Here is a 22,269-nt window from a genome sequence, read left to right as displayed (position 1 = left end):
AAATGATTATATCCCGTTACCAATAGAAAAGGCCGAATCTCCCACTTCGGAAATCCGGCCTTGTTCAGGGTAGTGCCGCTGTTCAATGCGGCTGCGGTTCGAGGCCGCCTTCGGGCTCGTCGCCCTTAGTGGCAGGCCGTGCGCCGGCCTTCGGAACGGCCGAGCCGCGGCTCGGCGGCGAATCATCGCCGAGATCGCGGGAAGGCTTTTCGCCGCGGATCAGCGCCTTGATCTCTTCACCGGTCAGCGTCTCGTATTCGAGCAGACCTTCGGCAAGGGCGACGAACTCGTCGTGCTTTTCCGTCAGGATCGTGCGGGCCTGGGTATAGGCTTCGTCGATCAGGCGGCGCACTTCATTGTCGATCTTCTGCGCGGTTGCTTCCGAAACATTCTTCGATTGCGAAACCGAGTGGCCGAGGAAGACTTCCTGCTGGTTCTCGCCATAGGCGACCTGACCAAGCTGATCGGAGAAGCCCCACTGCGTGACCATGGCGCGGGCAAGCTTGGTGGCCTGTTCGATGTCGGAAGAAGCACCCGAAGTGATGTTCTCCTTGCCGAAGGTCAGCTCTTCGGCGACGCGGCCGCCCATCATGATGCAGAGGCGCGAGACCATCCACTTGTAGCTCATCGAGTAGCGGTCGCCCTCGGGAAGCTGCATGACCATGCCGAGCGCACGGCCGCGCGGAATGATCGTCGCCTTGTGCAGCGGATCGGCGACGGCGACATTGAGCGCGGTGATAGCGTGTCCGGCTTCATGGTATGCGGTGAGCTTCTTTTCCGCCTCGGTCATTGCCGAGGAACGGCGCTCGGCGCCCATCATGATCTTGTCTTTGGCGTCCTCGAATTCCTGCATGGTGACGACGCGCTTGTTGCGGCGGGCGGCCATGAGGGCGGCTTCGTTGACGAGGTTCATCAGGTCGGCGCCGGAAAAACCGGGCGTACCGCGGGCGAGGATCTTGAGATCGACATTCGGCGCCAGCGGGACGTTGCGGGCATGCACCTTGAGAATGCGCTCGCGGCCGACGATGTCTGGGTTCGGCACGACGACCTGACGGTCGAAACGGCCGGGACGCAGCAGCGCCGGATCGAGAACGTCGGGACGGTTGGTGGCGGCGATCAGGATCACGCCTTCATTCGCCTCAAAGCCGTCCATTTCGACCAGCAGCTGGTTCAGCGTCTGCTCGCGTTCGTCATTACCGCCGCCGAGACCGGCACCGCGATGACGGCCGACGGCATCGATTTCGTCGATGAAGATGATGCAGGGCGCATTCTTCTTCGCCTGCTCGAACATATCGCGCACACGGCTTGCACCGACGCCGACGAACATTTCGACGAAGTCGGAACCTGAAATGGTGAAGAAGGGCACATTGGCTTCGCCGGCAACCGAGCGGGCGAGCAGCGTCTTGCCGGTGCCCGGAGGGCCGACGAGCAGCACGCCGCGCGGGATCTTGCCGCCGAGACGCTGGAACTTCTGCGGATCACGCAGGAATTCGACGATTTCTTCGAGATCCTGCTTGGCCTCGTCGACACCGGCAACGTCTTCAAACGTCACGCGGCCATGCGCTTCGGTGAGCAGCTTGGCCTTGGACTTGCCGAAGCCCATCGCCCCGCGCGAGCCGCCCTGCATCTGCCGCATGAAGAACAGCCAGACGCCAAGGATCAGAAGCATCGGCAAAAGCGTGCCGAGATAGCTGAGGAAACCCGAAGAGCCGTCCGTTTCAGGACGGGCGGAAACCAGGACATTCTTCGACTGCAGGCGATCGAGCAGACTGTCGTCGATCACAGGCGAATAGGTCTGGAAGGTGGTGCCATTTTCAACATAGCTTCCAGAGAGACGGTTGCCCGTGACCACGACGTCCTTCACACGGCCCGCATCGACCTCACGCAGAAACTGCGAATAAGGGATTTCGCGGGAGCCCGTCTGCGCCGGCGCCGTCTGAAACATACTGAAAAGGGCGATCAGCAGAAGCGCTATGATCGCCCACAAGGCGAAATTGCGTAAGTTAGGGTTCATTGAACTCCCCAGCATGGAACAGCCGCCTCATGGCGACCGTCTTATTCGTTTCTAACATAGGGTTGCGCCGTGCGATTGCCAAGGCGATCCCCCAAGTCAGATGGTTTTTCCGTCAATACTTCTTAAAGGCAGCCTCGCATAGGGCGCCGTCGCGAAAACCGCCGAAAGCCTGTTGGCAAAGATGAAGTCAAATCGTGTCAAAAAGCGGTCGAAGGGTGCGAAATAGGGCATGAGGCGCACATAGCCTTCCGATTTCGCCGTCGGTACGCTCTCTTCGAAGGGTAAGGCGATCGGCGATGCCGCCATCGCGCGTTTCGCCGCCGCCTTGGGAAGGCCCCTGCCCCACCCTCCCTCATTCCCTTCCTCGGGTTTAACCCGAGGGATGTCACAGGAATCCAGCGCGCCCAAGTCCTTGGGCGCGGAAGACTCTTCACGCATTGTTAAGTCATTCACCGCGCCGACGCGCGGTGGCTGGATTCCTGTGACAAGCACAGGAATGAGGGAGGAGCGAGGTTTCGTCCCTACCCCTACCGCCTCGATCCTGACGCCGGACGCGGAGGCGTTTGCAACCTCGAAACGGCCATCCCAAACCCCAGCCTCTCCCGGCGGCAATACCAGCGGCACCATCCCCCGGCTCTCTCGCGTCAGATAAAGCCCGTCACGCCTGAGATCAAAAACCACCCTGCCAGCGGTCATCCGTCCCGGTTCACTGCCGGTGGCAAATGCAAGGATACGCTCCATATGCGCCCTCCCCGGCGCAAACGGTTGCCCCCCGAAAACGGCCGTCAGGCGCCCAAGCGCATAATCGAGGACGGCCCGATCCTGCCTCAAGCCGTCAAGCATCACCTGTCCGAGCAGACCGCCGTGAAGCGTGAAGTAACGATCCAGCCACTCTGCACCCTTGGTTGAAAGAGCCAGCCGCTCTTCCCAGGCTGCGCGGATATTCCCCTCAGCACCGGTATCGGCCGAAAGCTGCCGGCGCGTCCGCACGCGCTCGTAATTGGTATCCTCGTTGCTGGGATCGTCGATCCACGGCACGCCCCGCTCCTTCAGGAACGCGCGGATATCTACCCGGGTGGAAAAAAGAAGCGGCCGTAAAATCCAGAAACGCCGGTCGAAGAGCACCGCATCGGCAATACCGGTCGAAAGCTGCTCCGTTCGCATCCCACGCATGGCAACCGTTTCGCGCTGGTCGTCGAACGTATGGCCGGTGACGATGAGATCGGCCTCGAAACTTTCGGCGGCAGCCGCAAGCAGGCCGTAGCGTGCCTGGCGGGCAGCCGCCATGATGCCGGTTTTCGGCTTGTCGCCCTGCCAAGTCAGAATGGTGTGGGGAATGCCGAGCGATGCGCAGAGGGCGGCGACTTCACGCGCCTCGTCTGCGGAGCCTGGGCGCAACGCATGATTGACGGTTGCGGCGCAAAGGGAAATCTTGAGATGGGGCGCGGCCTTCAGGGCTTCATCGAGCAGAAGAAGCAGGCCGGTGGAATCGCTGCCGCCCGAGATCGCGACGAGAATGCGCGCGGGGCTTTGAAGCGACGTGAGAAACTGGAGGATCGCCAGTTGAGGCGATGCGGCTTCCGGAGACATTCCGGAAGACCTTAGCAGGAGAGGCGCTTCTGTTCGCTCGCAACCTTGCTTATAACGGCACGCGAAGCCTTTGGATAACGCTTCGACACTTCGCGCAGCGTCGCACAGGCAGTCTCGTTATTGTCGAGGGCCGCAAGCGACATGCCGAGCTTCAGCAGCATTTCCGGCGCCTTTTCCGATGTGCCGTATTTCTGATGCGCATTGAGGAAGGTCTTGGCCGCCTCATTGTACTTGCCCTGCGAATAGAGCGCTTCGCCGAGCCAGAAATTGGCGTCCGCCGCCCGCGCGCTGCTCGGGTAGCGGGTGATATACTGCGTGAATTCCTGTTCGGCCGTGCTGTAGTCGCCGGATAGCACGTGGCCATAGGCGGCCTTGTACTGGTCGGCCTCGCTGCCGAGCGAGGCGGTCTGCTGCGGTGTTTTTGGGCTGGCATCGGGAATCGGCCCGGAACCGATCGTGGCATTTTCGTCGACGCTTCCGCCGATCGGATTGCCGTTCTGATCGAAATCGATCGAGCCGAGTTCCTTCGGTGGTTGGCCGAGACCGCTATTCTCCGGCACGCTGGTGGAGGGAGCCGTTTCGGCTCCCTGCGGTGCTTGGATCACCTTGGCAATATCGTCGCCGCCGGAGGCGGCCGGAGCGGCATCGGTCTCGCTCTTCTTGACAGGGGCCTTGGCGCCGCCGCCGCCGGCACCGGTCTTTTCGAGCTGCTGGAAGCGGAATTCATTGTCTTCCTGCTGCTTGCGGATCGTCTCCTGCATCTGCAGAAGCTGAAAGCTCATCTCCTCGATCCGGCCGTTCAGCTGCCGCAACTGCTCTTCGAGCTGCTGCACGCGGACCTCCGCGTCGCCGCTCTGCACCTTGACGACGGGCGGCGGCGCCTGGTTTTCCGCGGTTCGGCCGCCGAGATGTAGCCCGAAGAACGAGGCCGAATAGGCCGCCCGTTCGCTTCCGGTCACAGCCGCGAGGCACAGCATGCCTGCCACGACAAGTTTCTTCATATGTATCGTCCTGTCCCAGTGATTCTTCGCACCTCGATGGCACGAACAGGAGACTTTTCCAATTGCTTTCAAAAAGCAACGGAGTCTGGCCAAAGTGTGGTCAAAAAGAAAAGGCGGCCCCGGATGGGACCGCCTGCCGAAAAAGCGAATTGTTGCTCGGCAATTACATGCCGGCGCCGCCAAGCACGGTAACCGCGCGACGATTCTGCGACCAGCAGGAAATATCGTCGCAGACGGCGACCGGACGTTCCTTGCCGTAGGAGATCGTCTTCAGGCGCTGCGCCGGGACGCCGCGCGAAGCGAGATAGTCCTTGGCGGCAGCAGCACGGCGGGCGCCGAGCGCGAGGTTATATTCGCGCGTGCCACGTTCGTCGGCATGGCCTTCGACGGTGATCTGGTAGTTCGGGTAACGGGCGAGCCACTGCGCCTGACGGTCAAGCGTCTGCGAGGCATCGGCGCGGATCGAGGAGGAGTCGGTATCGAAGAAGATACGGTCGCCGACATTGACCGTGAAGTCCTGGGCAGAGCCCGGCGTTGCCGCGCCAGCACCGGCGCCAAGGCCGAGATCGCCGGCGCTGTTCGGTACGTTCTTCTTGGCGCAGCTCGCGAGGGCGAGACCGGCGATAAGCGCGATCATGACGGGGTTGCGGGCGAAATTCTGCATGCGGCTCATTGCCGGGGTGTGAATTCGGCTCATGGCCGGGTCTCCTTGCGATTTCAGGGTTTCCGGACAGTAACCGCACTCGGTTAACCGCCCCTCAATGACTATGGTTAACAATTTACTGATTTGTCCCGCAGTCGCCCGGTTTTCATGACTTTGGGGCGACATGAAGGCATTGTGGCAACCGCTACTCCAGAAGCGGCGACCAGGCCGGGTCCGAACCGTAGGTCGGTGTCTTCACAAGCTGTTCGTTGTAACCGGTCAGATCGATCGAATAGAGCTGCGGACCGCCCGATCCTGCCGCCTGGCGGAAGAACATCAGGACGCGACCGTTCGGCGCCCAGGTCGGGCCCTCATTGTGGAAGCCCGTCGTCAGAATGCGCTCGCCCGAACCATCCGGCTTCATCACCCCGATCGAGAACTTGCCGCCGGCCTGTTTGGTGAAGGCGATGAGATCGCCGCGCGGCGACCAGACCGGCGTCGAATAGGAACCGTCGCCGAAGGAAATGCGCGTCTGGCCGGAGCCATCAGCATTCATCACGTAGATCTGCGGCTTTCCGCCGCGGTCGCTTTCGAAGCTGACACGCGCACCATCAGGCGAATAGGAGGGCGAGGTATCGATCGCCGCCGTCGAGGTCAACCGCGTCGTCGTGCGCGAGCGCAGGTCCATCGTATAGATGTTGGAATTGCCTTCCTGCTGCAGGCTCATAATCACCTTCTGACCGTCCGGCGAAAAGCGCGGTGAGAAGGTCATGCCGGGGAAGTTGCCGACGACCTCGCGCTGCCCAGTTTCGAGCTGCAGCAGATAGACCCGCGGCTGCTGGTTGGCAAAGGACATGTAAGTGACTTCCTGCCGGCTCGGCGAGAAGCGCGGCGTCAGCACGAGATCACTGCCATCGGTCAGCATCCGCACGTTGAAGCCATCCTGATCCATGATCGCAAGCTGCCGCTTGCGCTGCTGCTTGGTGCCGGATTCGGAGACGAAGACGACGCGGGTGTCGAAATAACCCTCTTCGCCGGTGATCTGCTTGTAGATCGCATCGGCGATGATGTGAGCCACACGGCGCCAGTTCTCCGGCTGCGTATAGAACTGCTGACCGGTCATCTGCTGTCCGGCAAAAGTATCCCATAGGCGGAATTCGGCGCGAAGGCGGCCATCCGCTTCCTTGGTAACCCGGCCGGTGACCAACGCCTGCGCGTTAATAACCTTCCAGTCCTCGAATCGCGGCGAAGCGTCCGGGTTGGAAATCTTCTCGATGAAGGCGGTTTTGTTGATGGGTGCGAAGAGACCGGACCGCTGCAAGTCGGCGGCGATGACTTGCGAGACCTGCGCGCCCATGTCGCCCTGCAGGAAGTCGGTTACCGCAATCGGCAGTGGCTGAACGTTACCTTTGTTGATGTTGATCTCCACGAGCGCGTTCGCAGGCGATGCAACAAGAGCGGCGGCAGCCATGCCGACGGCGACGACGAGCGCGCGGATGAGGGAACACTTGACCATATCAAACAAGCCTTTCAGCATCTTATTGCGTAAGAGCGCTGGTGTCGAAGTTCAAAATAACTTCCTTCCAGGCATCGTATTTATCTTTTGGAAGCATCGTAAAAGGAGCTGCGCGACGAACTGCGCGAACGCCGGCATTGGTAATGCTTTTTCGCGTGCTCTCACTACCACCACTGGCCTCCACGTCAGGAACGCCTACGATCTGGCCATCTCTATCAAGCTTTACGTGAATCGTCATACGCACGCTGCCGATGTCTTTCAGACTGGTATCGATATTGAACTGCCTCTGGATTGCATCTCGCATCGCGACAGCGGTAGCCGAACTGATAGCGGATACTTCCTTACCGCCATTTCCCCGATCAACCGTCTCCGCATTTGCTTCGAGCGGCAACGCCAAGCCAATCGCGATTCCCACCAGCACCGCGCGTATCCCGAAAGACTTCGCGAAATAATACAGGCTCTTCAGCATTTAAATTCCCAGATCGCTTGGATCGAAGTTGACGACGACTTCGCTCCAGGCATCGTATTTGTCTTTTGGAAGCGACGAGAAAGGAGCCGATTTCATGATGGCGCGATAAGCGCCGCCGGCGAGTGCCCGACGAGTAGATTCGTTATCGCCACCAACCGCCTCGACTTCCGGTTCGCCGACGATATTGCCGTCCTGATCGAGATTCATATGCACCTTGATGCGAACATCGCTCACGCCTTCCATGCCGGGAATGACAGACCAATTGCCGGCGATGGCGCTTTTCAGCGCATCCATCTCGCTCATCGAAAGCTTGGAGCCGCCATTGCTCTTCTTCGCTCCGAGCGATGCCTCCTGCGTCGAGCGCTTAGCACCACCTGCTGAAGGATCGGTCTTGTTCAGCAACGCCGCAACCTCATCGGCATTGAAATCGCTCTTCATCGATGAGGCAGATTTCGCAGTCTCCTGCTTCTGATCGGCCTTCTTCTTTTCGGTCGGCTTCTCGGCAGCCTTCGGCTGGTCGGCTGTCTTTTCCGGCGGCTTTTCGGCGGGCTTTTGCGGCTCAGGCGGCTTTACCTGCGGCTTGGCAACCGGCGTCGGCACATTGTCAGGCAGCGCCTCGGCATCCGGCTTCGGCGGCTCCTCCGGCTTGGCCTGCTCTTCCGGCGGCTTTTCCTCAGGCTTCGGCGGCGTCACTTCGACCGGCTTCGGCGGCGGAATTGAAGCGACCTCCTTCGGCTGCTCGACTTCCGTTTCCTCCTTGACGATCTCCTTGACGTCATTCGGCTTAGGATCGATCTTCGGCATCGGCTTATCGCTCGAATTCGCCGCGGCCGCTTCGCTATTGCTGGGTTTGGCGTTCGGGACCGGCGGCGTTTTCAGGTCGACATTGTTGTCGCCGGCATTCTCGGCCGGCTGTGCGATCGGCGGCCGTGTCGTCGGCACGGGCGCCGAAGTCTCCTTCTTCGGAGCCTTCTTGTCGCCTTGCTGCATCTGGGTAATGGATTCCACCGGTACGAGATCAACCGGCATCGCCTCGAAATCCTCCACCTTGAAGGATTCCGGGGCGCCGAGCGACACCATCGCCCAGGTGAGCACCAGGCCGTGCAAAACAGCAGATGTGATGACACTGGCCTTCATTTTGAGCGCTATTGGTCCTTCTTCTGCTGCGTCACCAGGCCGATATTCTTGAAGCCTGCGCCCTGAATACGGGCCATGACATCGGCGATGACGCCGTAGGGCGCTGTCGCGTCACCGCGCACGAAGATACGTTCGTTGTACCCGGTCGTCGCGATCGCCTCGAGCTTGGCGGCGATTTCCGCGGCCGGGATCGGCGTTTCCTGCAGGAACACTTCGCCGTCATTCTTGACGGAGATGGTGATCGGCTGCGTCTCGGAATTGAGCGCCTTGGCCTGCGTTTCCGGCAGGTCGATCGGCACGCCGACAGTCATCATCGGTGCCGCGACCATGAAGATGATCAAAAGCACCAGCATGACGTCGACGAGCGGCGTCACGTTGATTTCGGAAATCACGGCCCTGTTCCGACCGCCGCGACGGCGGCGTCCGCCGCCCCCGCCGCCATTGCCTCCAACAGCCATACCCATGTCAGAATACTCCGTTGGTTACTGAGCGGCAGCGCGCGGCTGCAGTTTCTCGTCGATCTGGCGCGAAAGTATGGCGGAGAATTCATCCGCGAAACCTTCCATGCGGCCCGAGAGCTTGCCGGCATCGGCAGAGAACTTGTTGTAGGCGATAACTGCGGGGATAGCCGCGACGAGACCGATCGCGGTGGCAAGCAGCGCTTCGGCGATACCGGGCGCGACGACCGCAAGGTTGGTCGATTTCGAACCGGCGATCGCCTGGAACGAAGTCATGATGCCGACGACCGTGCCGAAGAGACCGATGAACGGACCGGCCGAGCCGATGGTCGCCAGCGATCCAAGGCGGGCGCCGAGAAATTCTGTTTCACGGGCGAGTGTCACGTCCATCGCGCGGTCGATACGCATCTGCAGGCCGATCGGCGAGCGGGCGCCGCGTTCGAAGGATTTCTTCCACTCGCGCATCGCGGCCACGAAGATTGCCGCCAGCCCGGTATTGTTGCGTTCCGACAGCGAGCGGTAGAGTTCTTCCAGCGACTGGCCCGACCAGAACACCTGTTCGAACTTGTCGAACTGGCGCCGTGCGCGGCCATAGGCCAGGTATTTGTCGATGACGATCGCCCACGTCCACACCGAGGCCGCGATGAGCCCGAGCATGACGAGCTTGACGACGATGCCGGCCTGCATGAAAAGCGACCAGAGGCTGACGTCCGTCGTTGCTGCTGCCAATCCTACTTGTTCCATTGGTCCAAAATCCCCGAATCCAAACGCCCGGTGCTGGACCGGGCGGCACAAACTGATCTCGCAAGAAGTGTCCGGCGGCCGCCGCCCAAAGCCCTGGTCAAACTTCCAAGCTCATCTTCCGCCTTCTTGCCGTCAAATTTGGTCAAAGGAAGGCGTGCACCGCACAAACTCCGACTTTCCCAGTAAGACACTATTATGGTTAATAGATCGTTAGTGCCGGACTGTGACAGTAAGCCTATGTTTGGAAGATTTCGTTCCATGGATTACTTGACCGGAGCAAGGTCCGGCTGCCGAAAGAGCGCTCATCCTGCGGCGCGGGAATTCCTTCACATAAAACTCAAGTTCTGACAAGAGCTGAATTTCAAGCGATTCTGACTACAATGGCTGACTGCCTTCCAGGAATTTCGCCGCCAGCGTTTCCGGCAGCCGCCTCGGCCGCCCCCGAGCGTTGATGACGGCGATGATCACCCTGGCGGCGATCAGCAGCGTCTCGCCCGAACGGATCTGCTGATTGAGCACCATCTTGGCGCCGCCGGCTTTTTCCGTATGCGTCAGGATCGTCAGCACATCGTCCATGCGCGCCGGGCTCTTGAAGTCGATCTCCATGCGGTGGACGACGAAAACCAGCCCCTCCTCGTCGGCACTGACGAGTTCGCGCTGCTCGACGCCGAGGCAGCGCAGATAATCGGTGCGGCCGCGCTCCAGGAAATGCAGGTAGCGGGCGTGATAAACCAGGCCGGAGAAGTCCGTGTCTTCATAATAGACCCGCTGCACGAGGCGGTGTCCGGCCTCCGTCAGCTCTCCCGAAATGGAAAAAGGGCGTTCCGTCATAATTTTCTCCAAACTCAGGTGCCCTGTTTGGCGCAACGCTTCCGGACAGGCAAGCATTGAATGCCCGGCCGGCAGGCATTGAATGATTGTCACAATTCCTAACTATTCCCGATAATGAGCGACCAATCAGGAGACGATGCGATGAAGATTGCGGTTATGGGTGGAGACGGTTTCATTGGTTGGCCAACGTCGCTGCATCTCTCCGATGCCGGGCACGACATCCATATCCTCGACAATCTCTCGCGCCGCTGGATCGACACCGAACTTGGCGTTCAGTCGCTGACCCCAATGGATTCGATCCAGGAGCGCACCCGCATCTGGCACGCCGAAACCGGGCGCCGCATCCACTTCAATCTGATCGATCTCGCCAAAGATTACGAACTCCTGAAGAACTGGCTTTCCGAACACCGCCCGGATGCCGTCATCCACTTCGCCGAGCAGCGGGCCGCGCCCTATTCGATGAAGAGCGACCGCCACAAGAACTACACTGTCAACAACAATGTCAGCGCCACGCACAATCTGCTGAACGCGCTGACGGAACTTAACCTCGATGCCCATCTCATCCATCTCGGCACCATGGGCGTCTACGGCTATTCGACGGTCGGGGCGGCGATCCCAGAAGGTTACCTGCCGGTCGGCATCGAAACCGCCGGCGGCGAGACGGTCAGCCAGGAGATCCTCTATCCCTCCAATCCCGGCTCGATCTATCACATGACCAAGTGCCTGGATCAGCTGCTCTTCCAGTTCTACGCCAGAAATGATGGCCTGAGGATCACCGATCTGCACCAGGGCATCGTCTGGGGCACACACACCGAGCAGACGCGCCGCCACGCGCAGCTGATCAACCGTTTCGACTATGACGGCGATTATGGCACGGTGCTGAACCGCTTCCTCATCCAGGCGGCGATCGGTTATCCGCTGACGGTGCACGGCACCGGCGGCCAGACCCGCGCCTTCATCCACATCCAGGATTCGGTCCGCTGCATCGAACTGGCGCTGAAAAACCCGCCGGCCCGCGGCGCCCGCGTCGAGATCTTCAACCAGATGACCGAAACCCACCGGGTGCGCGACCTTGCCGAGATGATCGCCAGGATGAGCGGCGCCAAAATTGCCTGGCTGCCCAACCCGCGCAAGGAAGCCGCAGAGAACGAGCTGATCGTCCGGAACGAAAAATTCCGCGATCTCGGCCTTGAACCGATCACGCTGGAAGCGGGCCTGCTCGGCGAGATCGTCGACGTCGCGAAGAAATTCGCCTATCGCGTCGACCGCGCGCGCGTGCCGGCCGTCTCCGCCTGGACCAAGGACATCGCCGCGACGATCAATCACGATCCGGAAGGCAAGCGGCTGAAGTCGGTTTCATGAGTGCTGAGAGATGACGAAGGCTAGGAAGGCCGCGGCTTGCTCCCTCTTCTCCCCAGCGGGGAGAAGGTGGCCCGTAGGGTCGGATGAGGGGGCCACACGGCACGCCCTTCATTGCCCTTCGCTCGCGCTCAGCGCACTCGCTCCTATCGTCGCTCGCCCCCTCATCCGCCTGCCGGCACCTTCTCCCCGCTGGGGAGAAGAGACATGTAGCAACGCCTTGCCGTCTCTCCTTCGCCGTAGCCAGATATACCGAGGCAGCGGAATCCGATGAACCGCTCGTCCGTCTTCGCCTACGTCACACTCGTCACCAATGCCGATTACGCCATGGGCGCGACCGCGCTTGCCCGCTCCCTACGCCGAACCGGCACTGGGGCCGACATCGTCATTCTCCATACCGGCGGTGTCGACAAAACCATTCTCGCACCCATCGAAGCGCTCGACTGCCGCCTGATCGAGGTCGAGCACCTGCCACTGTCTGCGGCCTTCACCGAACGCCATGCGCGTGGGCAGCTCCATTCGACAGCCCCTTTCACTAAGGGTCGCAAACCGGATTTCCATTCGCCGCTCGACAATTTCTGCAAGCTCAGGCTCTGGCAGCTCACCGAATACCAGCGCTGCGTCTTCATCGACGCCGACGCCCTCGTGCTGAAGAATGTCGACAGGCTCTTCCTCTATCCGGAATTTTCCGCCGCCCCGAATGTCTACGAAAACCTCGCCGACTTCCGCCGGATGAATTCCGGCGTCTTCGTCGCCACGCCCTCGCATGACACGTTCCGGCACATGCTCGAAAGGCTCGACAGGCCGGACACGTTCTGGCGGCGCACCGATCAGACCTTTCTCGAGACATTCTTCCCGGATTGGCACGGCCTGCCGGTTTATTTCAACATGCTGCAATATGTATGGTTCACCATGCCGGACCTTTGGGACTGGAAGAGCATTTCGATCCTGCATTACCAGTATGAAAAACCGTGGGAAAAGGATCATCCCAAGGCAGCGCGACTACAACCTTTGATCGATCTGTGGCACCGTTTCCACGATGGCGGCGATATGCCTGAGATCACCGCGCTGAACAATCCGGAAGGGGTAGCATGAAGGTACTGGTGTCGGGTGGAACGGGTCTCGTCGGCCGGTATGTCGTCGAGGAACTGCTGGCCGCCGGATATCAGGTGATCGTCGGCGGGCGTCGCGCGCCGCTGCCCCGCCTCTTCTCCCGCCCGGTCGAGTTCGCAGCACTTTCGCTCGATCCCGACAAGGATCAGATCGACGTCTTCGACGACGCCTATTTCTTCGTCCACGCCGCCTTCAGCCATGTTCCGGGCAAATATCGCGGCGGCGAGGGCGACGATCCGAAGACCTTCCACAGGCTGAACCTCGACGGCACCGTCCGGCTTTTCGAAGCCGCCAAACGCGCCGGCACGCGCCGCTGCGTCTTCCTGTCCAGCCGCGCCGCCTACGGCGAACATCCCGGGGCAACCGAACTGACGGAGACGATGCTGGCCAAGCCCGAAACACTCTACGGTCAGGTGAAGCTCGATGCCGAACGCGCGCTTGCCCACCTCTCCACGCCGGGCTTTGCCGGCGTAAGCCTGAGGGCAACCGGCGTCTATGGCGATCTCTCGCCGAACAAATGGGACGGCCTCATCGCCGATTACCTCGCCGGCCGGCCGGTTGCTGCCCGTCTGGGAACGGAAGTTCACGGCCGCGACCTCGGTCGGGCGGTGAGGCTGATGCTGGAGACGGAAAGCACTCGCATCTCCGGTGAGGTCTTCAACGTCTCAGACATGTCAGTCGACACGCGCGATATCCTTTCACCCATCCGCCGCGAGACGGGCTGTCGGCACGCGTTGCCGGCCCCTGCCGATAGCGCAGCACTCAACCCCATGAGCACGGCGAAAATCCGCGCGCTCGGCTGGGCGCCCGGCGGAGCGCCTCTGTTCGAGGAGACGGTGCAGCGGCTGGCCGCTGCACCTCCCGAATCCCCGAGGCACAGGTCCACGCAAGTCTGACGTTGCAGAATGCGCCCAAATTGCAATCGGGGGCCCGAATCAAAAATCGGGGGATAGTCCATGCAGGTCGCAACCACGTCTGCCTCCATCATCTTGCGCGGCGCGTCTTCGACCGCAGCCATTTCAACCGCCGGAAGCGAGACCGATCAAGGTGTGCTGAAGTTGCAGCGCGCCACCCAGGCGCTGCAGCAGATGCGCCAGACCTTGGCGAACTCGGGAGACGAGGCCAAGGCCAAGGCGCAACGCAAGCTCGAAGAGGCAAAGCAGGAGCTGGAGATGCTGCGCAGCTCGAACATGGCTCCTGAGGTGGTCGCCCGGCTGGCCGCCGAACTGGCGCGTAAGGTTGGCACCGCCGCCTCCGAATTCGCATCATCAGTCGCGACCGGCAGCCCGGCAATGGCTGTTCCGGTGGATGCAACCACGGGCGCTGCGGCCGTCGCAACGAGCGGGGCCGCGGCTGCGCCGACGGATACTTCAGGAGAAATTGCGGCCGGCGAGACCGGCTCGCAGGAACCGGATGCCGCCGCCAACGCCCGCAACGCCTATGCGAGCGTCGCCGAAGATGCCCCGAAATTCTCAGGCATTTCGGCCGATGATCGCGAAAAGATGGAAGAGTTCAAGGCGGTCGCGCGTGAACTCAAGCAAGTGCTCGAAAAGGCGATGCGCGAGTTGCGGCAGCAGGCCGGGGCCAATATGGCCGGCTTCTCCATCGCCACGGCGACAATACCGACAAGCATCGTCGTCTGACGACCACTGCCGCAGGCGGGCGAGGCGTGAAACGAGCGTGATGCCGTCGCATCCTGCATTTGCATCCGACATCCAGCCGTCTATGCTCGGGTAAATCTCTCAGAACCGGCAGATCGAATGACCGCGAAAGAATTGAAAGCGCAGTTGCGCAACGAACGGCTGTCCGCGCGAGACGCCATCCCCGCCGAGAAACGCGCTTCCAAAAGCCTCGCAATGGCCGACCATGCCGGCGAGGCCGTCGGTTTTGCGCTGGATACGATCGTCTCCGGCTTTCTGCCGATCCGTTCGGAAGCCGATCTGCGGCCGCTGATGGCGCGCTTTGCCGTGCGTGGTGCGCGGCTCTGCGTGCCGGCGATCCTCGATCGGCAGACCATCGTCTTTCGCGAGCTGGCGGAGGGTGCGCCCCTCGTCGATACCGGTTTCGGCACGGTCGGCCCCAGCGCGGATGCCGCCATTCTTGATCCCGAGATCATGCTGGTGCCGCTTTCGGCCTTCGATGCCCGCGGCCACCGCATCGGCTACGGCGCCGGCCACTACGATCGAGCCATCAGCCGGCTAAGGCAAAAAGGCCTGCATCCGAAGCTGATCGGCATTGCATTCGACTGCCAGGAAGTGGCACATGTGCCCGACGAGCCGCATGACATAAGCCTGGATGCCATCCTGACAGAAAGCGGCCTTCGCTTTTTTGCCTCTTGGATTGGATAGGGAATGCGGCTGCTTTTTCTGGGTGACATGGTCGGCAAGACGGGACGCACGGCGGTGTGGGACCGCCTCCCCGGCCTCGTTTCCGACCTCAAGCTCGATTTCGTCATCGTCAACGGCGAGAATGCCGCCGGCGGCTTCGGCATCACCGAGGACATCTTTCTGGAAACAATCAATGCCGGCGCCGATGTGGTGACGACCGGCAATCACGTCTGGGACCAGAAGGAAGCCGTCGCTTTTGCCGGCCGCCACGATCAATTCCTGCGGCCGGCCAACTATCCGCAAGGCACGCCCGGCCGCGGCTCCGGCCTTTTCTATGCCAGGAACGGCGCGCGCGTGCTCGTCGCCAATGTCATGGGCCGGGTCTTCATGCATCCCGAACTCGACGACCCCTTCAAATCGGCGGAGGTCATCCTCGCCGCCTGCCCGCTGAAGGAGCAGGCCGATGCGATCATCTTCGATTTCCATGCCGAGGCCACCAGCGAGAAGCAGTGCTTCGGCCATTTCGTCGACGGCCGCGCCAGTTTCGTCGTCGGCACCCACACGCATGTGCCGACGGCCGACGCACAGATCCTGAACGGCGGCACCGCTTATATGTCGGATGCCGGCATGTGCGGCGATTACGACTCCTCCCTCGGCATGGACAAGGAGGAGCCGCTCAACCGCTTCATCTCCAAGATGCCGAAGGGCCGCATGGAGGCAGCGAACGGCCCCGCGACGATCTGCGGCGTCGGCGTGGAAATTTCCGATGCAACGGGGTTGGCTGAAAAGATCGCCCCACTCCGGATCGGACCCCGGCTGACCGAGACGGTGCCGGAGTTCTGGCGGTAACAGGCGACGGGCGGCCATCCAACACGCAATTGTGAGCATCCGCCGTCTGGACCCCTGCGGCCTCATGCCGCATCCTCCCGCCACTCGCGCATAACCCCGAAAATCGGAATCGATTTTCGGAAAGGATTATGCGCCGATTGAAGGGTGATAGAGCGCCGGAGGGGTGGCATGAAGCCGCGATATCTTGTCCTCGCTATCGCATACCTTGCGGCCTTCGCCGCGCCTAGTCTTGCCGGAGCACAAGAGCAGCGGCCACCGGTCAGCCAGTGCCAGGCGATCGCACAAACCATCCCCAAGGTGACCTTCGCAAGCTTTTCCGGCGCTCCGCCGCTGATGCCTGCCGTCTCCGAGGGCGAGGACGTCAAGCTCACCTTCCTCGGCCACTCCACCTTCGCGATCGAGACCCCGGGCGGCATCGTCATAGCGACAGACTATAATGGCTGGTACAGGCCTGCGACGATGCCCGACGTCGTGACCATGAACAAGGCCCACTCGACCCACTTCACCTTGGCGCCCGATCCGGCAATCAAGCACGTACTGCACGGGTGGAGCGATGTTCCGGACGAGAAGGCCAATGTCAATCTCGTCGTCGGCGATGCCTATATCCGCAACGTCACGACGGATATCCGCTTCAGCTATGGCCTCGGCGGCTCGCACGAAAACGGCAATTCCATCTTCATCTTCGAGATCGCCGGCCTCTGCATCGGCCATCTCGGCCACCTGCATTACGAGCTGACGGATACCCATTATACCGAGATCGGCCGCCTCGACGTCGTCATGGTCCCCGTCGATGGCGGCCTGACCATGGGCGCCGACAGCATGAGCCGCGTCATCAAGCGGCTGCGCTCGTCGTTGATCCTGCCGATGCACCGGCGCGGCCCGCCGGTCGAAGCCTTCGTTTCGATGTTCGGAAAGGATTTCGACGTCGCCAATGCGCCCGATGATAGTATCACCGTCTCGATGCGTACCCTGCCGAAAAAGCCGCTGATCTATGTCATGAAGGGTGTGCAGTAAAAAAGGCCCGGCGGTTTCCCTTCTACAGCGCCGCGCGTCTCTTCAGACGCGCAAAAGACGCTGTGGCGCTTTGAATTCCTGCATCAGGCGAACTGCAGATGGCGCTTGATGCCGACATCCGGCATCTTGTCGTCGTCAAGATTGGCCTTGGCGATCTCCCAGCCGAATTTCAGCTTGTTGCCTGTGGAGACCCAGATCTCGGCATCGTCGACATGGAGCGACAGCATGGTGAGCTTGGGGTCCTTCTTGCCGCCGTCATACCAGGCCGCGACGATCGAGCTCCAATATTCCTCGATCTTGGAGGGGTCAGGACGCACCTCGATCACACCGGCGAGGCAGGCGTGATAGTCGTGATCCTTGCCGATCACGCAGAAATGCGCGCGGCTACCGGGCTTGATGGCGCGCACGATGTCGGCGTCGGTCTTGGTGTAAAACCAGATGGTGTTGGTGGTGGGATCGGCATGGGGCGCCATCGGCTGCATGTGCATGTCGAGTCCGGAAATTCCGAGCATGCCGGCATAAACGCCGTTGACCTGATCCCAGAGCTGACGTGCTGGATGTTCCTGCGCCTCGCTGAGACTTGCCATGACCGTTCCTTTCCGTTGGATGGAGTTCGGTTGAAACGTCATCCCCTCGCCTTTGTTCCGAACTGCTTTTTCCTTGAACGGGTGCCATTTCGCTCTTATAAGGCGGCCCATTCCGAATAATGAGACGTGAACAGGGGTGCCATGGCTGGCCATTCACAGTTTAAAAACATCATGCACCGCAAGGGCCGTCAGGATGCCGTGCGGTCGAAAATGTTCTCCAAGCTTGCGCGCGAAATCACCGTTGCCGCCAAGGCCGGCCTGCCCGACCCGACGATGAACGCCCGTCTTCGCCTGGCGATCCAAAACGCCAAGGCTCAGTCTATGCCGAAGGACAATATCGACCGCGCCATCAAGAAGGCAGCCGGCGCCGATGGCGAAAACTATGATGAAGTCCGCTATGAAGGTTATGGCCCCGGCGGCACGGCGATCATCGTCGAGGCGCTGACCGACAACCGCAACCGCACCGCCTCCAACGTCCGCTCGAGCTTCACCAAGGCAGGCGGCGCTCTCGGCGAAACCGGCTCCGTCTCCTTCTCCTTCGACCATGTCGGCGAAATCACCTACAAGCTTTCCGTCGGCGATGCCGACAAGGTGATGGAAGCCGCGATCGAAGCCGGCGCCGATGACGTCGAGACCGACGAAGACGGCCACTACATCACCTGCGCCTTCGAAGCCCTCGGCGAAGTGGCAAAAGCGCTGGAATCGAGCCTCGGCGAAGCCGAAACCGTCAAGGCCGTCTGGCGCGCCCAAAACAACGTGCCGGTAGACGAGGAAAAAGCCCAGTCGCTGCTGAAACTCATCGACAGCCTGGAAGACGATGACGACGTGCAGAACGTCTATTCCAACTTCGAAGTCTCCGAAGAAGTGCTGGCGAAGCTCTCGGCCTGATCTCCTCAGGCAGGTGTCAAATAAAAACCCGGCTGCAACGCCGGGTTTTTTCTTGCCGGAAAGATGGCGCCGTCGGAGTGCGCCTTGCGTAGATCCTAAGCGGCGGCTCGCATGAAATTTCCCAGCCCCGCGAATAGTTCCACCGATGTCAGCCGCGCCTCGATGTCGTGGATCGGCATCGAGATGATTACCTCGTCGGCCTGCGTTTCCTGTAGAAACTCCGTCAGTTTCGCCTCCGCCGTCTTCGGCGAGCCGACCACGGCATAACGCAGCGTGTGTTCGACATTCATCTTTTCCATCGGCGACCAGAAGTCCCCCATATCGGCCACCGGACGCGGGAACGGGCCGCGGACATTGCGGCGCAGATTGACGAACTGCTGCTCTGCGGAAGTGAAATGGTAGCGAGCCTCCTCATCGGTCGCCGCCACCGCGCCCATGACGCCGACCATCACATGGGGCTTGTCGAGCGTCGCCGAGGGCTGGAAGCGGTCGCGGTAGATCGCGATCGCATCGAGCAGCATGTCGGGCGCGAAATGCGAGGCGAAGGCATAGGGAAGGCCGAGCATGCCGGCGAGCTGGGCACTGTAGAGGCTGGAGCCGAGCAGCCAGATCGGGATATGTGAGCTATTGCCGGGAACCGCGAGGATCGCCTGGTTCTCGACTGGCGTGCCGAGGAGTTGCTGCAGTTCCACCACGTCGTTGGGGAAGCTGTTTGCGCCGGCCTCGAGATTGCGCCGCAGCGCCTGTGCCGTGCGCATGTCCGTTCCCGGCGCGCGCCCGAGGCCGAGATCGATCCGGCCGGGGAAGAGCGCCTCCAACGTGCCGAACTGCTCGGCGATGACGAGCGGCGAATGATTGGGCAGCATGATGCCGCCGGAGCCGATACGGATGCGCTTTGTCGCGGCCCCGACATGGCCGATGACGACGGCGGTGGCAGCGCTGGCGATCCCCGGCATGCCGTGATGTTCAGCAAGCCAGAAGCGCTTGTAGCCGAATTCCTCGGCCTTCACAGCCATCCGCGCCGAACCGTCGAGGGACTGGCGCACGGTGCTGCCTTCGGCAACGGGGGAAAGGTCGAGTATGGAGAAGGGAACCATGGGAAACCTGCCGGGCGGTTGAACGATGCCGTCTATGTAGGTTCGCGCCCGCACCATTCCAAACCACGCGCGCAAACAAAAAGGCCGCGCGAGCGCGACCCTTCTGCAATGTCAGAAGCGATCGTTTATCGGTGACGGCGCAGCACATGCACCTCAGCGCTCGGCTGGTGGTGGCCGGGCGGCAGCGTGAAATTGCCGAGCTGGCGGTCCATTTCCAGGGCTTCCGTCGCCAGCCGGTGGATCGCCGCCGTCGTCTCCTCGACCATCGAGGCGTTCTGTTGCGTCATCGTGTCGAGTTCGACGACAGCGCTATTGATCTCACGCAGCGTGTTGGCCTCCTCGCGGGTCGCACCCATGATCTCGTTGATCTGGCCGTTGATCGCCTCGACATGGGCGCCGATGCCCGTCAGCGCAACGCCCGCTTTTTCCACAAGCGTAACGCCGCTTTCGACCTCATGCGTCGATTTCTGCAGCAGGCTGGAGATCTCCTTGGCCGCACTTGATGAGCGCTGCGCCAGCTCGCGCACTTCCATGGCGACGACGGCGAAGCCCTTGCCGGATTCACCGGCGCGCGCCGCTTCGACACCGGCATTGAGCGCCAGGAGGTTGGTCTGGAAGGCGATGTCGTCGATGACTGAGATGATCGTGTTGATCTGGCGCGAGGAGGCCTGGATTGCCTCCATCGCCGCGATCGTCTCGCGCATGATCTGGCCGGAGCCTGTCGTCTCCTTCTTGGCGTCGCGGGCGATGCGCTCGGCCTGCTCGGCCCGCTCGATCTGCCGGCGAACCGACTGTGTGATGGCGCTAATCGCATTCGCCGTCTCGGTGATCGAGCCGGCCTGGCGCTCGGTGCGACCGGCAAGTTCGTCGGCGCCGGTGCGCATCTCCTCGGAGCCGGCGCGTACCGCCATCGAGTTGCGGCCGATTGCCGTCATAGTTTCGCTGAGCGTCGCCAGCGCCTCGTTGAAATTGACGCGCAGGCTTTCAAGCTCGTTCGGGAAACGGGTATCGATCTGATAAGCAAGATCGCCGCTCGCCAGATGATGCAGGCCCTCGTCAATCGCCTCGACCACCTGCTGCAGCGTCTTCGCCTCGGCCTCACGCTCGGTCAGGTTCTGCTGGCGGTCCTGCTCGGCCCGCAGGCGCGTCTCTTCACTGGCGGCTTCGAGCTCGCGGCTTTCGATCAGCGACTGCCGGAAGCGGTCGAGCGCGTTGGCCATCGTGCCGATCTCGTCCTTGCGGTTCAGGCTGCCGATCTCGCTGTCGAGCTTGCCGTCGGCGACATCGCGGGTAACGCCGGCAAGCCGCGCAAGCGGCGAAAACAGCAGATTGGTGACGAGCCCGGTCGTGACCGCCATGACGACGAGCACGCCGATGCCGATCATCGTCAGCAGAGTGGCGATCTCGATCGAGCCGGCATTGAGTTCGCTGAGGAGCACACTCTCGACAACAAGGAAGCGGTCGCCGCGATAGTCGATGCCGCGGACATAGCCACGAGCCGCTCCGTCCGCCCGGTCGAAATCGGCAACCGTCATCGCCGAACTGGCAAGCGCGCTCTTGATGAAGGTGAAGGGCGTCGCATCGAGCGTAGCAAGTTTGCCGCTTCCGTCGAGGCCGACGGCGGAGCCATCGCCGGAGACGATCGCCGCCCGCGCCGTGCTGCCCTGAACGATGCCCTTGGCGAGGATGCCGGTGACGATCTCGTCGCGCACCTTGAAGAGGATGATGCCCTTGGCCGCTCCAAGCTTGATAATCGGCACGGCATAGAAGATCGCCGATTTGCCGCTGCCGGCATCGACTCGAAGGCCGGAGAAGCCTGTCGGCGCGGCGTCATCGGTCGCCTTGGCGGTATTGTCGATCGCCTTGGCGAAAGCGATGCCGGCGCCGGTTGTCTTCCAGGCGTCCGACTTCAGGTTCTCAGCGAAATCGTCCTGCTTCTTATAAGAATAGAGGACCGTGCCCTCGAGATCGGCGATCAGCAGGTCGCTGAAGGCGGTATCCTCGAGGTCGCGGGCGACTTCGCCCTGCGTCTTCTCATGGTTCGAATAATAAAAACCGCTCGGCCCTTCCGGCTTCATGAGCTTCTCGCGCTGGTCGGCCGGGTTGGGATTGTTCGATATGAAAACCTTCTTCAGCTCGGCACGAGCGTCGCCCGAGGTTTTCTCGACGGTTTTCCAGCCGCTCTTCAGGCTGGTGATCGACATTTGCAGCGCCTCGATGCGCGCAATCGAGTTGGCCTGGTTTTCAAGCTGCGCCAGCTGGTCCTGCAGCATGTCGCCGCGGAAGATCAGCACGCTTTCCTTGGCCTTCAGCGCCTGCTCGTCGGAGATGCGGCTGCTGGCAAAATAGGCCAGCACGTCGATGACCGCGATCGACAGCACGGTCAGCAGAATGAATGTGACGATGACCTTGAAGGACAGGGATTGAAATCTCTGTGCCATGTACGACGAACCCCTTCTGAACGCGCTTGCCAGCCGGGCATGCAGCGCATGCCTGATCGACCGACCTGTAAACAGAACATCGGAGGCTTAATCTTCGCGAAAAGAAGCCCCTCTCGTATTGACGACTAGAATTCAGGCATCTGTTTTAATTCGCGGTAAATGTCGGGCCCTAAATCCGGGAGTGTTTTTGT

Annotated in this window: 21 protein-coding genes; 8 read left to right on the top strand and 13 right to left on the bottom strand. The window is 61.4% G+C overall.

The window, feature by feature from the left end:
- Positions 1 to 82 precede the first annotated feature (82 nt).
- The 10 genes from ftsH to ybgC form a co-directional block, all read right to left on the bottom strand.
- On the bottom strand, positions 83 to 2,014 hold the full coding sequence (gene ftsH, locus OIU37_RS30690) for an ATP-dependent zinc metalloprotease FtsH (protein ID WP_017989342.1): 1,932 nt from the start codon (positions 2,012 to 2,014) through the stop codon (positions 83 to 85).
- Positions 2,015 to 2,110: 96 nt separating this feature from the next.
- Positions 2,111 to 3,604 carry a tRNA lysidine(34) synthetase TilS gene (gene tilS / locus OIU37_RS30685; protein WP_264259679.1) on the bottom strand — a complete coding sequence of 498 codons (1,494 nt, stop codon included), beginning with the start codon at positions 3,602 to 3,604 and terminating at the stop codon, positions 2,111 to 2,113.
- An 11-nt stretch (positions 3,605 to 3,615) separates the two neighbouring features.
- Positions 3,616 to 4,605, bottom strand: a complete 990-nt coding sequence (gene ybgF, locus OIU37_RS30680) for a tol-pal system protein YbgF (protein ID WP_171605613.1) — start codon at positions 4,603 to 4,605, stop codon at positions 3,616 to 3,618.
- A gap of 163 nt (positions 4,606 to 4,768) precedes the next feature.
- A complete protein-coding gene (gene pal, locus OIU37_RS30675) occupies positions 4,769 to 5,302 on the bottom strand; it encodes a peptidoglycan-associated lipoprotein Pal (RefSeq protein WP_168315335.1) in 534 nt (177 codons plus the stop codon).
- A gap of 151 nt (positions 5,303 to 5,453) precedes the next feature.
- Entirely contained in the window at positions 5,454 to 6,764 is a 1,311-nt protein-coding gene (gene tolB, locus OIU37_RS30670) for a Tol-Pal system beta propeller repeat protein TolB (protein ID WP_264259675.1), read from the bottom strand.
- 22 nt (positions 6,765 to 6,786) lie between these two features.
- Positions 6,787 to 7,233, bottom strand: coding sequence for a cell envelope integrity protein TolA (locus OIU37_RS30665; RefSeq protein ID WP_264259673.1), 447 nt, complete (start codon positions 7,231 to 7,233; stop codon positions 6,787 to 6,789).
- Positions 7,234 to 8,370 (bottom strand): hypothetical protein, encoded by a 1,137-nt coding sequence (locus tag OIU37_RS30660; protein ID WP_171605609.1) that lies wholly within the window; start codon positions 8,368 to 8,370, stop codon positions 7,234 to 7,236.
- Positions 8,371 to 8,378: 8 nt separating this feature from the next.
- Positions 8,379 to 8,834, bottom strand: a complete 456-nt coding sequence (gene tolR / locus OIU37_RS30655; RefSeq protein WP_003542730.1) for a protein TolR — start codon at positions 8,832 to 8,834, stop codon at positions 8,379 to 8,381.
- Between the two features lie 18 nt (positions 8,835 to 8,852).
- On the bottom strand, positions 8,853 to 9,572 hold the full coding sequence (gene tolQ, locus OIU37_RS30650) for a protein TolQ (protein WP_003542733.1): 720 nt from the start codon (positions 9,570 to 9,572) through the stop codon (positions 8,853 to 8,855).
- Between the two features lie 375 nt (positions 9,573 to 9,947).
- Positions 9,948 to 10,403 (bottom strand): tol-pal system-associated acyl-CoA thioesterase, encoded by a 456-nt coding sequence (ybgC, locus tag OIU37_RS30645; protein ID WP_171605607.1) that lies wholly within the window; start codon positions 10,401 to 10,403, stop codon positions 9,948 to 9,950.
- 141 nt (positions 10,404 to 10,544) lie between these two features.
- Between ybgC and OIU37_RS30640 the strand changes: the two genes are divergently transcribed.
- The 7 genes from OIU37_RS30640 to OIU37_RS30610 all read left to right on the top strand — a co-directional run bounded on the left by OIU37_RS30640 (position 10,545) and on the right by OIU37_RS30610 (position 17,065).
- Entirely contained in the window at positions 10,545 to 11,765 is a 1,221-nt protein-coding gene (locus tag OIU37_RS30640) for an NAD-dependent epimerase/dehydratase family protein (protein ID WP_062941471.1), read from the top strand.
- A gap of 267 nt (positions 11,766 to 12,032) precedes the next feature.
- On the top strand, positions 12,033 to 12,857 hold the full coding sequence (locus OIU37_RS30635; protein WP_264259665.1) for a glycosyltransferase: 825 nt from the start codon (positions 12,033 to 12,035) through the stop codon (positions 12,855 to 12,857).
- A complete protein-coding gene (locus OIU37_RS30630) occupies positions 12,854 to 13,771 on the top strand; it encodes an NAD(P)-dependent oxidoreductase (RefSeq protein ID WP_264259663.1) in 918 nt (305 codons plus the stop codon). The genes OIU37_RS30635 and OIU37_RS30630 overlap by 4 nt, the downstream gene beginning before the upstream one ends.
- 60 nt (positions 13,772 to 13,831) lie before the next feature.
- On the top strand, positions 13,832 to 14,518 hold the full coding sequence (locus tag OIU37_RS30625) for a hypothetical protein (protein WP_180696347.1): 687 nt from the start codon (positions 13,832 to 13,834) through the stop codon (positions 14,516 to 14,518).
- A 117-nt stretch (positions 14,519 to 14,635) separates the two neighbouring features.
- Positions 14,636 to 15,223 (top strand): 5-formyltetrahydrofolate cyclo-ligase, encoded by a 588-nt coding sequence (locus OIU37_RS30620; RefSeq protein ID WP_182209275.1) that lies wholly within the window; start codon positions 14,636 to 14,638, stop codon positions 15,221 to 15,223.
- Positions 15,224 to 15,226: 3 nt separating this feature from the next.
- Positions 15,227 to 16,051, top strand: coding sequence for a TIGR00282 family metallophosphoesterase (locus OIU37_RS30615; RefSeq protein ID WP_180696345.1), 825 nt, complete (start codon positions 15,227 to 15,229; stop codon positions 16,049 to 16,051).
- 168 nt (positions 16,052 to 16,219) lie between these two features.
- Entirely contained in the window at positions 16,220 to 17,065 is an 846-nt protein-coding gene (locus OIU37_RS30610) for an MBL fold metallo-hydrolase (RefSeq protein ID WP_182209274.1), read from the top strand.
- A gap of 83 nt (positions 17,066 to 17,148) precedes the next feature.
- Here OIU37_RS30610 and OIU37_RS30605 read toward each other — a convergent pair whose 3' ends face one another.
- The gene (locus OIU37_RS30605; RefSeq protein WP_182209273.1) at positions 17,149 to 17,652 is read right to left on the bottom strand and encodes a pyridoxamine 5'-phosphate oxidase family protein; all 504 of its coding nucleotides are present in this window, start codon (positions 17,650 to 17,652) and stop codon (positions 17,149 to 17,151) included.
- A 141-nt stretch (positions 17,653 to 17,793) separates the two neighbouring features.
- Between OIU37_RS30605 and OIU37_RS30600 the strand changes: the two genes are divergently transcribed.
- Positions 17,794 to 18,540 (top strand): YebC/PmpR family DNA-binding transcriptional regulator, encoded by a 747-nt coding sequence (locus OIU37_RS30600; RefSeq protein ID WP_065281176.1) that lies wholly within the window; start codon positions 17,794 to 17,796, stop codon positions 18,538 to 18,540.
- A 95-nt stretch (positions 18,541 to 18,635) separates the two neighbouring features.
- Here the strand turns inward: OIU37_RS30600 and OIU37_RS30595 are convergent, their stop codons facing one another.
- Entirely contained in the window at positions 18,636 to 19,637 is a 1,002-nt protein-coding gene (locus tag OIU37_RS30595; RefSeq protein ID WP_182209271.1) for an LLM class flavin-dependent oxidoreductase, read from the bottom strand.
- 125 nt (positions 19,638 to 19,762) lie between these two features.
- Positions 19,763 to 22,078: a methyl-accepting chemotaxis protein gene (locus OIU37_RS30590; RefSeq protein ID WP_182209270.1), complete on the bottom strand. Its 2,316-nt coding sequence runs from the start codon at positions 22,076 to 22,078 to the stop codon at positions 19,763 to 19,765.
- Between the last annotated feature and the right edge of the window lie 191 nt (positions 22,079 to 22,269).

It is taken from the genome of Rhizobium sp. BT-226 (assembly GCF_025847085.2).
Lineage (GTDB): Bacteria > Pseudomonadota > Alphaproteobacteria > Rhizobiales > Rhizobiaceae > Rhizobium > Rhizobium sophorae.
Note: the sequence above shows the minus strand (reverse complement) of the source record. Positions and strands in the feature narration are given on the sequence as shown.

What these genes read in the sequence shown, in the direction of transcription:
- OIU37_RS30610 (WP_182209274.1), top strand. Translation starts at nt 16,220, where the DNA reads ATGAAGCCGCGATATCTTGTCCTCGCTATCGCATACCTTGCGGCCTTC.
- tolB (WP_264259675.1), bottom strand. Translation starts at nt 6,764, where the DNA reads ATGGTCAAGTGTTCCCTCATCCGCGCGCTCGTCGTCGCCGTCGGCATG.
- tolR (WP_003542730.1), bottom strand. Translation starts at nt 8,834, where the DNA reads ATGGGTATGGCTGTTGGAGGCAATGGCGGCGGGGGCGGCGGACGCCGC.
- OIU37_RS30660 (WP_171605609.1), bottom strand. Translation starts at nt 8,370, where the DNA reads ATGAAGGCCAGTGTCATCACATCTGCTGTTTTGCACGGCCTGGTGCTC.
- ftsH (WP_017989342.1), bottom strand. Translation starts at nt 2,014, where the DNA reads ATGAACCCTAACTTACGCAATTTCGCCTTGTGGGCGATCATAGCGCTT.
- OIU37_RS30600 (WP_065281176.1), top strand. Translation starts at nt 17,794, where the DNA reads ATGGCTGGCCATTCACAGTTTAAAAACATCATGCACCGCAAGGGCCGT.
- OIU37_RS30625 (WP_180696347.1), top strand. Translation starts at nt 13,832, where the DNA reads ATGCAGGTCGCAACCACGTCTGCCTCCATCATCTTGCGCGGCGCGTCT.
- OIU37_RS30635 (WP_264259665.1), top strand. Translation starts at nt 12,033, where the DNA reads ATGAACCGCTCGTCCGTCTTCGCCTACGTCACACTCGTCACCAATGCC.
- OIU37_RS30615 (WP_180696345.1), top strand. Translation starts at nt 15,227, where the DNA reads ATGCGGCTGCTTTTTCTGGGTGACATGGTCGGCAAGACGGGACGCACG.
- OIU37_RS30665 (WP_264259673.1), bottom strand. Translation starts at nt 7,233, where the DNA reads ATGCTGAAGAGCCTGTATTATTTCGCGAAGTCTTTCGGGATACGCGCG.
- OIU37_RS30620 (WP_182209275.1), top strand. Translation starts at nt 14,636, where the DNA reads ATGACCGCGAAAGAATTGAAAGCGCAGTTGCGCAACGAACGGCTGTCC.
- tilS (WP_264259679.1), bottom strand. Translation starts at nt 3,604, where the DNA reads ATGTCTCCGGAAGCCGCATCGCCTCAACTGGCGATCCTCCAGTTTCTC.
- tolQ (WP_003542733.1), bottom strand. Translation starts at nt 9,572, where the DNA reads ATGGAACAAGTAGGATTGGCAGCAGCAACGACGGACGTCAGCCTCTGG.
- ybgF (WP_171605613.1), bottom strand. Translation starts at nt 4,605, where the DNA reads ATGAAGAAACTTGTCGTGGCAGGCATGCTGTGCCTCGCGGCTGTGACC.
- pal (WP_168315335.1), bottom strand. Translation starts at nt 5,302, where the DNA reads ATGAGCCGAATTCACACCCCGGCAATGAGCCGCATGCAGAATTTCGCC.
- OIU37_RS30605 (WP_182209273.1), bottom strand. Translation starts at nt 17,652, where the DNA reads ATGGCAAGTCTCAGCGAGGCGCAGGAACATCCAGCACGTCAGCTCTGG.
- OIU37_RS30595 (WP_182209271.1), bottom strand. Translation starts at nt 19,637, where the DNA reads ATGGTTCCCTTCTCCATACTCGACCTTTCCCCCGTTGCCGAAGGCAGC.
- OIU37_RS30630 (WP_264259663.1), top strand. Translation starts at nt 12,854, where the DNA reads ATGAAGGTACTGGTGTCGGGTGGAACGGGTCTCGTCGGCCGGTATGTC.
- OIU37_RS30640 (WP_062941471.1), top strand. Translation starts at nt 10,545, where the DNA reads ATGAAGATTGCGGTTATGGGTGGAGACGGTTTCATTGGTTGGCCAACG.
- ybgC (WP_171605607.1), bottom strand. Translation starts at nt 10,403, where the DNA reads ATGACGGAACGCCCTTTTTCCATTTCGGGAGAGCTGACGGAGGCCGGA.
- OIU37_RS30590 (WP_182209270.1), bottom strand. Translation starts at nt 22,078, where the DNA reads ATGGCACAGAGATTTCAATCCCTGTCCTTCAAGGTCATCGTCACATTC.